This window comes from Microbulbifer donghaiensis (assembly GCF_900129095.1).
Taxonomy (GTDB): domain Bacteria; phylum Pseudomonadota; class Gammaproteobacteria; order Pseudomonadales; family Cellvibrionaceae; genus Microbulbifer; species Microbulbifer donghaiensis.
Genome location: NZ_FQVA01000001.1, coordinates 1,786,104 through 1,798,831, shown reverse-complemented (window position 1 = coordinate 1,798,831; position 12,728 = coordinate 1,786,104). Strand labels below are relative to the sequence as shown.

The following is a 12,728-nucleotide window of genomic DNA, read 5'->3' as shown; positions in this document are numbered from 1 at the left end:
GCTGCGGCGCCGGATCAGGAATCCGGCGCCGAATAGCGGAAAGCCCGCACCTGTTTGCCGCCGGCACTGCGGTCAATAATTCTGCCATTGTTACTGCCGCTCAGGCCGGCTTGGGAATGCATCCAGATTTCCAGTACGGCCGGGTCGTCGCCGCATTTTTTTTCCAATAAATTGTTGTCAAAGAAAATGCTGGCCTCAAAACGAGGCGGCGCGACGTCTTCACTAATCTCACTCATCTCAGCATCTCCAAAATTTTTTCCATCATAGACCGCAAACGCAGCTGATGATTGATTTGGATCAACAGGCGCGCGCCAATCGCCGGTTAAAGTGCGCATGATTCGCGGATTGGCGCTGATCGCGCCGACCATGAGTCGAAAAAAAATGCTAACAGTATTCTGGAGAAGTTGATGAAACGAATCTGTGCGTGCGCCGCTGTCACCCTGTCCGCTGTCCTGTCTGCACCGCTCTATGCGTACGAAGCCGGCAGCTTCATAGTGCGCGGTGGCGCCGCTACGGTCAGTCCCGATGTAAGCTCGAGCGCCTTGTCGCTGTCTGGTAGCGAGCTGACGGGCACCGGGGCCGCCGTGGACGACGGCACTGCGCTCGGTCTGACCGGCGTGTACATGCTGCGGGATCACTGGGGACTGGAACTGGTGGCGGCGAGCCCGTTCAGCCACGATATCCAGGTCGAGGGCTTGGGTGAGCCCCTGGATTTGGGGGAAACCAAACACCTGCCGCCGACCCTGTTGGTACAGTGGTATCCGCTGCAGCCGAACTCCGCCGTTCAGCCTTACGTGGGCCTGGGGGTGAACTACACGGCTTTCTTTGATGAAAAAGTTGACCGCAACGCCAACGATTTCTTCTCTTCAGCCCTGGGCGCTAACGATAGCGCCGAGCTTTCCTTGAAAAATTCTTTCGGACTGGCTGCGGAAGCCGGTGTCGACTTTGCCTTTGGTCCAAATCAGCGATGGCTGTTTAACGCTTCCGTTTGGTGGATGGATATCGATACCGAGGCAAAAGTAAAGGTGCCGGGTGTTGGCACTATCATGGCGGATGTGGAATTGGATCCGCTGGTGTATATGGCCGGCCTCGGATACCGTTTCTGACCGCAGTCAGGAACGCTCGAGACCGAAAGTTCGTGGCCATTGCCCCGCCAGGGTGGGCCGCGACAATCTGTGGGTTTGCGGGGTCGCTCCGCAAGCCCCGAATCGAGGTTGATACTCAATGACTCAAGAGTCGAACCCGGCTGGTTGGGAGTTGTCCGCGGACTTGCTGGCCCGCTACAGCGGCCCTTGCCCGCGCTACACCTCCTATCCGACGGCGGACCGGTTTGCGCCGCTGGGCGGTACGGAACCCTGGCGCGCGCTGCAGGACATCCGCAGCCTGTCGCTGTATGTGCATATCCCTTTTTGCCAGTCGCTGTGCTATTTCTGCGCCTGCAACAAAGTCATCACCCAGCAGTACGGACTGGCTTCCAGCTACCTCGAACGACTGTTACAGGAGGCGCAGTGGTATCGGGACAAGGTGGCGAGGGTGCCGGTCACCCAGCTGCACCTTGGCGGCGGTACGCCGACGTTTCTCAGTGACGGTGATCTGCGCCGGCTAATGGAAGGCTTGGGAGAGGTGTTCGAGCTGCGCCCCGGCGACGATGTCGAGTACAGCATCGAAGCGGATCCGCGCACGTTGGAAGTCGAAACCCTGGACACCCTGCGGGAACTCGGCTTCAACCGCCTGAGTCTCGGCATTCAGGACTTCAATGCCGACGTGCAGCGAGCGATCAATCGCGTCTGCACGCCCGAACAGGTGGCGCAACTTACAAATGCGGCGCGAGAGCGCGGTTTCGAGTCCATTTCCTACGATCTTATTTATGGCCTGCCGAAGCAGAATCTCACCACGCTGGAGGCTACCCTCGAGCAGGTGCTGGAGCTGTCGCCGGATCGCATAGCGCTTTATCACTATGCCCATCTGCCGCACCGCTTTAAGGCCCAGCGATTGATCGATACCGACCTGGTTCCGTCGGCGTCGGAAAAAATCGCCATGCAGCTGGCGGCGGTTTCGCAACTCGGTCAGGCGGGGTACGAATTTCTGGGAATGGATCATTTTGCCAAGCCCGGCGATGAACTCGCCAAGGCGGCCCATGCGGGAATGTTGCAGCGCAATTTCCAGGGGTACACACTGATGCCGGCGGACGCGCTGGTAGGGCTGGGTGCTTCGGCGATCAGCTATAGCCGCGATGGCTACTGGCAAAATCTGCACCGTCTCAAGGAGTATGCCCAGGCGATCGGCGAGCGGGGCCATGCGGTGTGTCGCGGCTGGCAGTTGAACGACGATGACAGGCTGCGCCAGTGGCTGATCAGCGAACTGATGTGTCGTTTGCGGCTGGACAAAGGCGAGGCCGCGCGCCGTGCCGGTGCGCCTTTCGATGTCTTCTTCCACGAGGAACTCGAGCGTCTGCAACCGATGTTCGAGGACGGCCTCTTGTGGCAGGACGCCGGCAGCCTGGGCGTGACCGAGCGCGGCCGCTGGTTCGTGCGCAATGCCGCTGCCGCCTTCGATCGCTACCTGCACAGCCGCGAGACCGAGGCGCGTTATTCCCGCGTACTGTAGGGAGCAGCTTATTAGTTCGGCAACGGTGCAATAACCCTCTGCAGAAGACGACTGCCCGGTGAGAGTGTACAATTAACCCCCGATTTGAACTCTCCGGACGGTATCGCCATGACTGACTCCCCGACAGCGGTAAGTTGCGGAAACTGCTCGGTCAGACGGTTGTGCCTGCCCGCGGGGCTGTCGGCCGCCGATATTGATCGCCTCGAACAGGTCACCCGGCGGAAGAAGATCGTCAAGGCCGGTGAGCCGCTCTACCGCGCCGGTGATCCATTTGCCAACCTCTATGCGATTCGTTCCGGCAGCTTCAAGACTGCGGTGATTGCCGCCGACGGCGACACCCAGGTCACGCATTTTGCGCTGCCGGGAGAGCTGCTCGGCCTGGACGGCTATAGCGATCGCTGCCATCCCAGTTACGCGGAAGCGCTGGAAGACAGCAGTGTCTGTGTGTTGCCGTTCGCGCATCTCGAAACACTGGCACAGCAGGTGCCGGCGCTGCAGCAGCAGATTTACAGTATCTTCTCCGAGGAATTGAAGCAGGAGAACGATATCCTGATGTTGCTGGGCAAGCGCTCCGCCGACACCCGTCTGGCGGCGCTGCTGATCAACATCTCCAGCCGCTACGCGCGTCGCGGCTATTCCGCCAGCCAATTCGTGCTTTCCATGCCGCGCACCGACATCGCTAATTATCTCGGCCTGACGGCGGAGACCGTCAGCCGGCTGTTTTCGCGCTTCCAGAAGGAAAAGCTGATCCAGGCGCGCGGACGGGTGGTGGAGATTCTCGATCTGGTCGGGCTCAGCGAGCTGGCGGGTACCCACTGCAGTTACGACAGCGACGGCTGAGGCGCAGCAGTGCGCGCGCAATCCTGCTTCGGTTGATCCGTACCATCCATTGATTCTGTGCGGCTCCATAGCCAGGAGTCGGACTCTCGCGCGGCCAGGCAAATAACAATACGCTAAAGAAACACGGCCAGCGGTTGCTGACCGTGCTTCTTCCACTGGGCGATTGTCTATGAGTGCGCGGGAAAGATCCGCTTGTCGCCGCGATCGGTGTCTGCCGCAGGTTCTTTCGGGAGCGGTTGCGCGAGCCACTCCAGGGCATCGTCCTGCTCATCGAAAAATCGCACTTCCCCGCTGACAAACCAGGACGCGATACGCGCTGCCAGCTGCTGCCATTTCTCGTCGCCGACTATGGCGACACGGGAAAACTCGTTGCCGTGTTTCAGCGCCAGTGTGAAATCATCCCAGGCAGCACGCAGCTCCCAGCCCTCAAAGTCCGTGGCATCGACCAGCATCTGTACTTTCGGATCCTTAACGCCTTGCAGCGCGTCGTCGAGTAGCGGCGTGATCCGCTCGTAATCGTCGTGCGTGAGGCGGCCGATGGGTTTGAAGTAAAGAAAGAATTCAGAGCCGATACGCTCGATACCAATTGATATGCCGTGACGCTTGATGTCCATGGTTCCTCCTTGAATTGAGGCGGTAGTGAAAAGCCTTTTCTGACTACGCGACCGCGATCACCGGGTTCTGTGGTTCTGTCAGATGCTGGCGCAGGGACTCATAGGTTTTCCTGGTGTCGTCATTGAACAGCGGGTCCTGCTGGGTGCCGATCTGGGTGCGGATGGCGTCCCAGTCCGTGTCGGTCAGGTATAACTCTATCTGCGGAAATATGACTCGATTCTCCAGCTCCATATGCTCGCGCTGCAGTTGCAGATAGTTGGTGCAGGCGTCCACCAGCGTGTGCCGCTCCACAGCCGAATCGTTGGCAACGGCGTAAAACAGACCGCTCATATGTTTGGTGGCAGCGGCAATCCGCTCGTGTTGCATTTGTGCCGAATATATTGCGTCGCGGTCGTGGGCGGGCTTCGTCAACAGGCGGGCGAATACGAGCTCTTCCGTAGGGTGGTGCCACTTGTCCGGATAGACGGACAGGTAGTCCAGGGCGTCGAGTATCAGGCTCAGGGTCGCGGGATCGCGGTCGCTCCTGCCAAGCTGGTGCAGCAACTTCTCGAAGGCGTCGAGCAGCTGCTGCATATGCTTGTGATCGCGGCACAGTTGCCGGTAGATAGCGTCCATTCCTTGCCTCCTTCTATTTACCAATGTATCCATTCTTGCCCGGGGTGAGGCGGACGGCTTGATTTGGATCAAGCCGCGATAGGATTGTGAAAGCTCGAGTGGAATTCCGCGTTGCGGGGCGGCGGAAATGGCGGGTGGAACAAATCGAGTGAGACGGTTGTCACAGGATGCCCTGCGGCGATTACCACTGAACCGATGTGACGCGGTAACTGGTCGACGGGTAACAAGGCGGATAGAATCCGCGCAACCATTTTGGGAACAACAATATTGGGGATTTCCTATGCGTAAGATTGCAAAAGGTGTAGCTGCACTGGCGCTGGTTTGTTCTTCTGCCGCCACGGCCGAAGGCGGTTACTGGGGCGCTACCGTCGGCCTGATGGATATCGATCAGAACAATGTCGACAGCCCGCTCAACGTTGGCCTGCGTGGCGGCTATACCCTGCCGTCCGGCTGGGGCTTTGAGGCCGAATACACCAACTCGCTGATCAGCGGCGACGCGGATGTATTTGACCGCGATGTGGACGTGGACGTGCAGACACTGGCCGGCTATGGCACCTACCGCACCTACGGCGACCTCTACTTCAAGGGCCGCCTGGGCCTGCTGTATGAAGACGTCTCCGTAGGCCGTTTCAGTGAGGACGACACCGGTATCTCCCTCGGCGCTGGCGTGGGTTTCAATTACACCCCTAACACCAATGTCGAGCTCGAATACACCATGATCGAGGAAGATATCGGCTTCTGGTCCGGTACCGTGACCCTGAACTTCTAAGTATCTCCTATATCCTTCCTCGCGACGCGGTTTAGCCCGGATATCGTGCCGGGGCCGTGATGATCGCGCCGAGATCTGTGCGCCCTGCCGGTTTTTGCGGCGTATATGCATGCTGACTGCATGTATTAGCCGCAAAAACCGGCAGGGTATGCAGGGATCAAGCGAGAGCGCGGTCCAAGGTACGCTATGCGGGCTGATGACCGCGTCGTCATATCTGCGCAGGCCATATTTCCTTGGTGTACAATGCGCGCCTTTCTATAGTTTCACCGAGTCTCTACTCAGCCCGCATTACCGAGGGAACACCATGTTTGATTCATCAGTCACACTTGCCTCCTACGACCCGGATATCTGGGAAGCCATTCAGGAGGAGGACCGCCGCCAGGAAGAGCACATCGAGCTGATTGCCTCCGAGAACTACACCAGCCCGCTGGTGATGCAGGCCCAGGGCAGCAGCCTGACCAACAAGTACGCGGAAGGTTACCCGGGCAAGCGCTACTACGGTGGCTGTGAGTATGTGGACAAGGTGGAGACCCTGGCCATCGAGCGGGCCAAGAAGCTGTTCGGTGCCGACTACGCCAACGTGCAGCCGCACTCCGGCTCCCAGGCCAACGCCGCCGTCTACCAGGCGCTGTGCGCACCCGGCGACACCGTGCTGGGCATGAGCCTGGCCCACGGCGGTCACCTGACCCACGGCGCGCGGGTCAATTTCTCCGGCAAGATCTACAACGCGGTGCAATACGGCCTGAACCCGGAAACCGGCGAGGTGGACTACGAGGAAGTAGAGCGCCTGGCGCTGGAGCACAAGCCGAAGATGATCGTGGCCGGTTTCTCCGCCTACAGCCGCGTAATGGACTGGGCGCGCTTCCGCGAGATCGCCGACAAGGTCGGTGCCTACCTGTTCGTCGACATGGCCCACGTGGCCGGCCTGGTGGCCGCCGGCGAATACCCAACGCCGATTCCCCACGCCGACGTGGTGACCTCCACCACCCACAAGACCCTGCGCGGTCCGCGCGGCGGCATCATCCTGGCCAAGGCCAACGAAGAGATCGAGAAGAAGCTCAACAGCGCCGTATTCCCCGGCGGTCAGGGCGGCCCGCTGATGCACGTGATCGCGGCCAAAGCGGTCTCCTTCAAGGAAGCCATGAGCCCCGAGTACAAGGCCTACCAGAAGAAAGTGGTGGAAAACGCCCGCGCCATGGCCGAGACCTTCCTGGATCGTGGTATCAACATCGTTTCCGGCGGTACCGACGACCACCTGATGCTGGTGGACCTGATCGGCAAGGAGTACACCGGTAAGGACGCGGACGAGGCCCTCGGCAACGCCAACATTACCGTGAACAAGAACGCGGTCCCCAACGACCCGCGCTCACCGTTTATCACCAGCGGCCTGCGTGTCGGCACCCCGGCGATCACCACCCGCGGTTTCGGCGTCAAGGAGACCCAGCAGCTGACCCACTGGATCTGCGACGTGCTGGACGCACTGGAAAAAGGCGACGCCGAAGCGACCATCGCCGAAGTGAAGCAGAAGGTGCTGGATATTTGTGCCCAATACCCCGTCTATAAGGGCTGATCTCCAATAGCGAAGTAGACGAAAGCGGCTCAATCGGGCCGCTTTTTTGTTTTTGGCTCCCTCAATTTCTCCCCCTCGCCCCTCCACGCCATTTGCCATCCCGATTCTGTTTTGCTGGCATCTTTGATAAAGTCGAATAAAGGTTCGGTTTTTTCGGCCTGCGCAGCACTGGGACGTGCTGTGTCGTCTGCACAAAAAAAAGCAGTTATCTGAGGGTCCCAGCGGTTACCGGGCTCTCCACCCGTCGTATTGGCCGGAATGCCGGGGCGAACGGGTTCCAGTCAGTCCCGCAGCGCGGCTGCGATTAGGGGGAAGCATGCGCACCATAATCAATACTCTGGGCGTTCTGCTGTTGGTAACCGGCCTCGCGCGGGTAGCCACGGCGCAGGAATTACATATCGCCAACTGGTCGGACTACGTCGGCGAAAACACCATTGCCGACTTCGAGCGGGAAACCGGGATCAAGGTGCACTACTTCGAGTTCGACGATATCGAAGAGCTGGAGCAAGTGTGGATTAACGAGGGGCGCCGCTTCGACCTGGTGGTACCTAGCTCCGACAACCTGCCCGCGTATATCGCCGCCGGCCTGCTCAGTCCGCTCGATCGCAGCCGTCTGCCCGGCTGGTCCCGCAACGATCCGCAATTTTTGCAGCGCCTGCAGGGCGCAGACCCCGGCAATCGCTACGCCTTTCCCTACCTGTGGGGCACCGTCGGTATCGGCTACAACGTCGACGCCGTACGCCGCGCTTTCGGCGGTGAGCTGCCGGAAGATAGCTGGGAGCTGCTGTTCAACCCGGAAAATCTGTCGAAGCTGGATCACTGCGGCGTGACTCTGCTGCGCTCGCCGGAGGAAATCTTCGACGTGGGGCTCAAGTATCTGGGGCGAGACCCCAACAGCATGAACGCCGCGCACCAGTTCCTGGTGGGTAATCTGCTCGCCAAGGTGCGCCTGTATGTTACGGACTTCGATTCCGGCGACTATGTGGAAAACCTGGCCAGCGGCAAACACTGTATGGTGCACGGCTGGAGCGGGGATATTCTGCGCGCGCAGCAGTTGGCCCGTTCGGCGGGTGAGGCTTTCGATATCCGCTACATCATGCCCAAGGAGGGCTTTCCGCTGTGGATCGACGTGGTCGCCATGCCGGCCAATGCGCCGAACAGTGACGCCGCCTACAAGTTTATGGAATACCTGATGCGCCCGGAGGTGATCGCGCAGGTCACCAACGCGACCCAGTTCGCCAACGCCAACCTGGAAGCGCGCAATCTGGTCGACACCCAACTGCTGGCAAACCCCATCGTGTATCCGCAGGCGGACGCGCTGGGCAATTCCTGGACACCCGCCGCCACACCCGCCAACACCCTGGCGCTGCGCCAGAAGCTCTGGACCCGCATCATCGACCGCGAAAAGCTCTGAGCGCTGCACCACAGCCGCACCACCGGGGCGGCTGTGGTAAACTGCGGCCCATTTTCTGATAGGGCCCTCCCGTCATGCACTGTCCTTTCTGCAGCGCAGAAGAAACCAAAGTCGTCGATTCCCGCCTGGTGGCCGAAGGCGATCAGGTGCGCCGCCGGCGCGAATGTCTCGATTGCCACGAGCGCTTCACCACTTTTGAAACTGCCGAATTGTTGTTGCCACGGGTGATCAAGCAGAACGGCCAGCGCGAGCCGTTCAACGAGGACAAGCTGCGCGCGGGGATTCAGCGCGCGGTGGAAAAGCGCCCGGTCAGCACCGAGCGGGTGGAATCCGCGGTGTCCCAGATCAAGCACGCCCTGCAGGCCACCGGCGAGCGCGAACTGCCGGCCCGCGCCATCGGCGAACTGGTGATGGACCAGCTGCGCGAGCTGGACCAGGTGGCCTATGTGCGCTTCGCGTCCGTCTACCGGCGCTTCGAGGACGTCAGCGAGTTCCGCGAGGAAATCGAGCGCCTGACCAGCAAGGGGGCGAAAACGCCATGAGCGGAGCGGCCGGAAACAGCGCCCAGGCGCTGATGGCGCGCGCGATCCAGCTGGCCGAGCGCGGCCTCTATACCACCATGCCCAATCCCCGCGTGGGCTGTGTCATCACCGACGATACGGGCCAGATAGTTGGCGAGGGCTGGCATCAGCGCGCCGGATTGCCGCACGCGGAGATCGAAGCGCTGGCCAATGCCGGCGAGCGCGCCCGCGGCGCCACCGTCTATGTGACGCTGGAACCCTGCAGCCACACCGGCAGGACCGGCCCCTGCGCCGATGCATTGATCGAGGCCGGCGTGGCCAGGGTCGTATTCGGCATGCAGGACCCCAACCCATCGGTGAGCGGCGAGGGCCTGCAGAAACTGCGCGATGCCGGCATCGAGGTGGAGGGCCCACTGCTGGAAGAGCGGTGCCGCGCGCTGAATCCCGGTTTTATCAAGCGCATGAGCCTGGGGCTGCCATTGGTGCGCTGCAAGTCGGCGATGAGCCTGGACGGGCGCACCGCCATGGCCAGCGGTGAGTCCAAGTGGGTCACCGGCCCGGCCGCGCGCGCCGATGTACAGCGCCTGCGCGCGCGCAGTTGCGCGATTGTCACCGGGGTTGAGACAGTGCGTTTCGACAACCCCAACCTGAATGTGCGCGCCGACGAGATGGCACTGGAGCTGCTGACCAGCGAGCAGGCCGCCCAGGCGGTAGCGATACAGGAGGTGCAGCCGCTGCGGGTGATCGTCGACAGCAAACTGCGCACCCCGGCCAAGGCCTTTATATTGCAGGGGGACGCCCCAACATTGGTGTGCACTACGGAACAGGCCGAGCCATCGCGCCGCGAGCGCCTGGAAAGCGCCGGGGCCGAGGTGCTGGTGCTGCCGGCGGACAAAGAGGGGCGCGTGGATCTGCAGGCTCTGCTCGAGGAGCTGGCGCGGCGCCAGTGCAACGAGGTGCTGGTGGAGAGCGGCGCCACCCTGTCCGGCGAGTTCCTGTATCGCGGCCATGTGGACGAATTGATTGTCTACGTGGCGCCGAAACTGCTGGGCAGTACCGCCCGACCGCTGTTTGAACTGCCGATCGAGCGTATGGGTTCTGTATTGCCGATTACCATTACCGATATGCGTGCCGTCGGCCACGACTGGCGTATTACCGCGACGACGGATATCGAGAGATAGTGCTGAGGGCCGCGAGTGTTTACGGGAATTATTGAAGCTATCGGCGAGATCGCCGCACTGCAACCCAAGGGCGGTGACCTGCGGGTGCGGGTAAAGACCGGCAAGCTGGACCTGGCCGACGTGCAACTGGGTGACAGCATCGCCACCAACGGCGTCTGCCTGACGGTGGTGGATCTGCCCGGCGACGGCTACTGGGCCGACGTGTCGGCGGAGACGCTGGCGGTGGCGACGATCGGTGGCTGGAAGCTCGGTGACCGGGTGAACCTGGAAAAGGCGCTGACCCCGCAGACCCGACTCGGCGGCCACATCGTCAGCGGCCACGTCGACGGCATCGGCGAAGTGGTGTGGCGCAAGTCCGAAGCGCGCGCCGAGCGCTTTCGCCTGCGCGCGCCGGACAACCTGGCCAAATATATCGCCCACAAGGGCTCGATTACCGTCGACGGCACCAGCCTCACGGTCAATGCGATCGATGGCGCCGAGTTCGAGCTGACCATTGTGCCGCACACGCTGCAGGAAACGGTGATGGACAGCTACCGCGCCGGCACGCGGGTCAATCTGGAAGTGGACCTGATCGCGCGCTATCTGGAGCGGCTGTTGCTCGGCGAGGCGGCGGCCAAGTCGGACAGCGGTGGCCTCACCGTGGAATTTCTGGCGCAACACGGTTTTTACCGGGGTTAGCCGCCATTACTAATGGCTTTGAGCGGGCCGACGCGGGCTTGAAGCAAGACCACAAATCACGATTTAGAGAGATTTATGGAACTCAATACGGTTGAAGAACTGATCGACGATATCCGCCAGGGCAAGATGGTGATCCTGATGGATGACGAGGATCGCGAGAACGAGGGCGACCTGGTGATGGCCGCGGAGCAGGTGCGCGCTGAGGACATCAACTTCATGGCCACCCACGCCCGCGGCCTGATCTGCATGCCCATGTCCCGGGAGCGCTGCGAGCAGTTGGACCTGCCGCTGATGTCCCGCGACAACGGCGCTCAGTTCAGCACCAACTTCACCGTATCCATCGAGGCGGCCGAGGGGGTCACGACCGGCATTTCCGCCGCCGATCGCGCCCGTACCATTCGCGCCGCCGTTGCCAGGAATGCCAAGGCGAGCGATATCGTGCAGCCGGGCCATATCTTCCCGATCATGGCGCAGCCCGGCGGTGTCCTGAGCCGTGCCGGTCACACCGAGGCCGGCTGCGACCTGGCGCGCCTGGCCGGATTCGAGCCGGCGGCGGTGATCGTCGAGATCATGAACGAAGACGGCACCATGGCCCGCCGCCCGGACCTGGAGACATTCGCCAAGACCCACAAGCTGAAGATCGGCACTATCGCCGACCTGATCAATTATCGCGCCCTGAACGAGAAAACCGTCGAATGCACCAACGAGCGCAAGGTGCACACCGAGTTCGGTGAGTTCAAGCTTCGCACCTACCTGGACAAGGCGCGCCGCGAGCGCCACTTCGCCTTTGTGAAGGGCCAGCCGACACCGGAAGAGCCGACGCTCGTGCGCGTGCACGTGGCCAGTACCACGCGCGACCTGTTCACGCTGCGTCGCGCCGATGAAAAATATGCACCCTGGACGCTGCACCGGGCGATGAAAAAAGTCGCCGAAGAGGGCAAGGGCGTGGTGGTGGTGATTTGTCACAACGAGACCACCGAGGAAATCGAGGAGAGCATCGACTGGCTGATCAGCGGCAAGCAGCAGCGCCCCAGCCAGGACCTCGTCTACAAGCAGGTGGGCACCGGCTCACAGATACTGCGCGATCTGAAAGTGCGCAAAATGCGCCTGATGAGCGCGCCGTTTAAATTCAGCGCCATCTCCGGTTTCGACCTGGAAGTGGAAGAATACCTGAACGCGGATCAGGAATAGCCAACTCGAGCGATGTAGGAGCCTGCTTGCAGGCGCAATGGCGCGGAGCTCCGTAGCCTTCGCCTGGCAGATTTTTGCTCCTGCAAAATCTGCATTTCCGCCATCCATGGCGGTCACAGGTAGGCTCCTACAGAGTCCAAAAACGAGCCGTAGGATGGGCAAAGGAGCGAAGCGACGTGCCCATCAGAAAAAATGGAAAAGAAATTATGAGCAACATCCAAGTCATCGAAGGCGATTTTGTCAACAGCACAGGCAAGTACGCACTGCTGGTCAGCCGCTGGAACAGTTTCGTGGTCGAGAGCCTGAAAGACGGCGCCCTGGACACCCTGCGTCGCAAGGGCATCAAGGATGAGGACATCACTATTTATTATGCGCCGGGCGCCTTCGAGTTCCCGCTGGCCGCGCAGAAGCTGGCGGAGAGCAAAAAGTTCGACGCGATCATCGCCCTCGGCGCAGTGATCCGCGGCGGCACCCCGCATTTCGAATACGTTGCCGGCGAGTGCACCAAGGGCCTGGCCCAGGTATCGCTGAACGCAGGCATTCCGGTGACCTTCGGCGTGCTGACAGTGGACTCCATCGAACAGGCGATCGAACGTTCCGGCACCAAAGCCGGCAACAAGGGCTGTGAAGCGGCGGAAACTGCGCTGGAGATGGTTTCCCTGCTCGGCAAGATTTAATTTTTTTCTCGGAAAAATTGCTGGGGGTGGCCTTAGGGCGCTCCTACAAG

Annotated in this window: 14 protein-coding genes; 11 read left to right on the top strand and 3 right to left on the bottom strand. The window is 61.1% G+C overall.

From position 1 onward, the window contains the following. Nucleotides 1-14 precede the first annotated feature (14 nt). Complete coding sequence (locus BUC36_RS07605) at nucleotides 15-368, bottom strand: hypothetical protein (RefSeq protein WP_073273306.1); 354 nt, start codon at nucleotides 366-368, stop codon at nucleotides 15-17. Nucleotides 369-407: 39 nt separating this feature from the next. Between BUC36_RS07605 and BUC36_RS07600 the strand changes: the two genes are divergently transcribed. From BUC36_RS07600 to fnr, 3 genes are all read left to right on the top strand, one after another. Beyond that, complete coding sequence (locus BUC36_RS07600; RefSeq protein ID WP_073273304.1) at nucleotides 408-1,106, top strand: OmpW/AlkL family protein; 699 nt, start codon at nucleotides 408-410, stop codon at nucleotides 1,104-1,106. 118 nt (nucleotides 1,107-1,224) lie between these two features. Next, entirely contained in the window at nucleotides 1,225-2,607 is a 1,383-nt protein-coding gene (gene hemN / locus BUC36_RS07595) for an oxygen-independent coproporphyrinogen III oxidase (RefSeq protein ID WP_073273302.1), read from the top strand. A gap of 108 nt (nucleotides 2,608-2,715) precedes the next feature. Then, complete coding sequence (gene fnr, locus BUC36_RS07590) at nucleotides 2,716-3,447, top strand: fumarate/nitrate reduction transcriptional regulator Fnr (RefSeq protein WP_073274693.1); 732 nt, start codon at nucleotides 2,716-2,718, stop codon at nucleotides 3,445-3,447. 167 nt (nucleotides 3,448-3,614) lie between these two features. Here the strand turns inward: fnr and BUC36_RS07585 are convergent, their stop codons facing one another. Together BUC36_RS07585 and BUC36_RS07580 are read right to left on the bottom strand one after the other, a co-directional pair. Beyond that, on the bottom strand, nucleotides 3,615-4,061 hold the full coding sequence (locus BUC36_RS07585) for a SpoIIAA family protein (protein WP_073273299.1): 447 nt from the start codon (nucleotides 4,059-4,061) through the stop codon (nucleotides 3,615-3,617). Nucleotides 4,062-4,104: 43 nt separating this feature from the next. Further along, nucleotides 4,105-4,677: a hemerythrin domain-containing protein gene (locus BUC36_RS07580; protein WP_073273296.1), complete on the bottom strand. Its 573-nt coding sequence runs from the start codon at nucleotides 4,675-4,677 to the stop codon at nucleotides 4,105-4,107. A 280-nt stretch (nucleotides 4,678-4,957) separates the two neighbouring features. On the opposite strand from BUC36_RS07580, the gene BUC36_RS07575 reads away from it, so the two are divergent. The 8 genes from BUC36_RS07575 to ribH all read left to right on the top strand — a co-directional run bounded on the left by BUC36_RS07575 (nucleotide 4,958) and on the right by ribH (nucleotide 12,678). After that, nucleotides 4,958-5,446: an outer membrane beta-barrel protein gene (locus BUC36_RS07575; RefSeq protein WP_073273294.1), complete on the top strand. Its 489-nt coding sequence runs from the start codon at nucleotides 4,958-4,960 to the stop codon at nucleotides 5,444-5,446. A 304-nt stretch (nucleotides 5,447-5,750) separates the two neighbouring features. Then, nucleotides 5,751-7,016 (top strand): serine hydroxymethyltransferase, encoded by a 1,266-nt coding sequence (gene glyA, locus BUC36_RS07570; RefSeq protein ID WP_073273292.1) that lies wholly within the window; start codon nucleotides 5,751-5,753, stop codon nucleotides 7,014-7,016. Nucleotides 7,017-7,332: 316 nt separating this feature from the next. Then, nucleotides 7,333-8,430: an extracellular solute-binding protein gene (locus BUC36_RS07565; RefSeq protein ID WP_073273287.1), complete on the top strand. Its 1,098-nt coding sequence runs from the start codon at nucleotides 7,333-7,335 to the stop codon at nucleotides 8,428-8,430. Nucleotides 8,431-8,504: 74 nt separating this feature from the next. Beyond that, nucleotides 8,505-8,972 carry a transcriptional regulator NrdR gene (gene nrdR / locus BUC36_RS07560; RefSeq protein ID WP_073273283.1) on the top strand — a complete coding sequence of 156 codons (468 nt, stop codon included), beginning with the start codon at nucleotides 8,505-8,507 and terminating at the stop codon, nucleotides 8,970-8,972. Further along, nucleotides 8,969-10,132: a bifunctional diaminohydroxyphosphoribosylaminopyrimidine deaminase/5-amino-6-(5-phosphoribosylamino)uracil reductase RibD gene (ribD, locus tag BUC36_RS07555; protein WP_073273281.1), complete on the top strand. Its 1,164-nt coding sequence runs from the start codon at nucleotides 8,969-8,971 to the stop codon at nucleotides 10,130-10,132. The genes nrdR and ribD overlap by 4 nt, the downstream gene beginning before the upstream one ends. A 15-nt stretch (nucleotides 10,133-10,147) precedes the next feature. Continuing rightward, nucleotides 10,148-10,810, top strand: a complete 663-nt coding sequence (locus BUC36_RS07550; RefSeq protein WP_073273278.1) for a riboflavin synthase — start codon at nucleotides 10,148-10,150, stop codon at nucleotides 10,808-10,810. 75 nt (nucleotides 10,811-10,885) lie between these two features. After that, nucleotides 10,886-12,001, top strand: a complete 1,116-nt coding sequence (gene ribBA / locus BUC36_RS07545; RefSeq protein ID WP_073273276.1) for a bifunctional 3,4-dihydroxy-2-butanone-4-phosphate synthase/GTP cyclohydrolase II — start codon at nucleotides 10,886-10,888, stop codon at nucleotides 11,999-12,001. 206 nt (nucleotides 12,002-12,207) lie between these two features. Then, nucleotides 12,208-12,678, top strand: coding sequence for a 6,7-dimethyl-8-ribityllumazine synthase (gene ribH, locus BUC36_RS07540; RefSeq protein WP_073273274.1), 471 nt, complete (start codon nucleotides 12,208-12,210; stop codon nucleotides 12,676-12,678). Nucleotides 12,679-12,728: the final 50 nt, after the last annotated feature.

What these genes read in the sequence shown, in the direction of transcription:
- BUC36_RS07605 (WP_073273306.1), bottom strand. Translation starts at nt 368, where the DNA reads ATGGTCGGCGCGATCAGCGCCAATCCGCGAATCATGCGCACTTTAACC.
- BUC36_RS07600 (WP_073273304.1), top strand. Translation starts at nt 408, where the DNA reads ATGAAACGAATCTGTGCGTGCGCCGCTGTCACCCTGTCCGCTGTCCTG.
- hemN (WP_073273302.1), top strand. Translation starts at nt 1,225, where the DNA reads ATGACTCAAGAGTCGAACCCGGCTGGTTGGGAGTTGTCCGCGGACTTG.
- fnr (WP_073274693.1), top strand. Translation starts at nt 2,716, where the DNA reads ATGACTGACTCCCCGACAGCGGTAAGTTGCGGAAACTGCTCGGTCAGA.
- BUC36_RS07585 (WP_073273299.1), bottom strand. Translation starts at nt 4,061, where the DNA reads ATGGACATCAAGCGTCACGGCATATCAATTGGTATCGAGCGTATCGGC.
- BUC36_RS07580 (WP_073273296.1), bottom strand. Translation starts at nt 4,677, where the DNA reads ATGGACGCTATCTACCGGCAACTGTGCCGCGATCACAAGCATATGCAG.
- BUC36_RS07575 (WP_073273294.1), top strand. Translation starts at nt 4,958, where the DNA reads ATGCGTAAGATTGCAAAAGGTGTAGCTGCACTGGCGCTGGTTTGTTCT.
- glyA (WP_073273292.1), top strand. Translation starts at nt 5,751, where the DNA reads ATGTTTGATTCATCAGTCACACTTGCCTCCTACGACCCGGATATCTGG.
- BUC36_RS07565 (WP_073273287.1), top strand. Translation starts at nt 7,333, where the DNA reads ATGCGCACCATAATCAATACTCTGGGCGTTCTGCTGTTGGTAACCGGC.
- nrdR (WP_073273283.1), top strand. Translation starts at nt 8,505, where the DNA reads ATGCACTGTCCTTTCTGCAGCGCAGAAGAAACCAAAGTCGTCGATTCC.
- ribD (WP_073273281.1), top strand. Translation starts at nt 8,969, where the DNA reads ATGAGCGGAGCGGCCGGAAACAGCGCCCAGGCGCTGATGGCGCGCGCG.
- ribBA (WP_073273276.1), top strand. Translation starts at nt 10,886, where the DNA reads ATGGAACTCAATACGGTTGAAGAACTGATCGACGATATCCGCCAGGGC.
- ribH (WP_073273274.1), top strand. Translation starts at nt 12,208, where the DNA reads ATGAGCAACATCCAAGTCATCGAAGGCGATTTTGTCAACAGCACAGGC.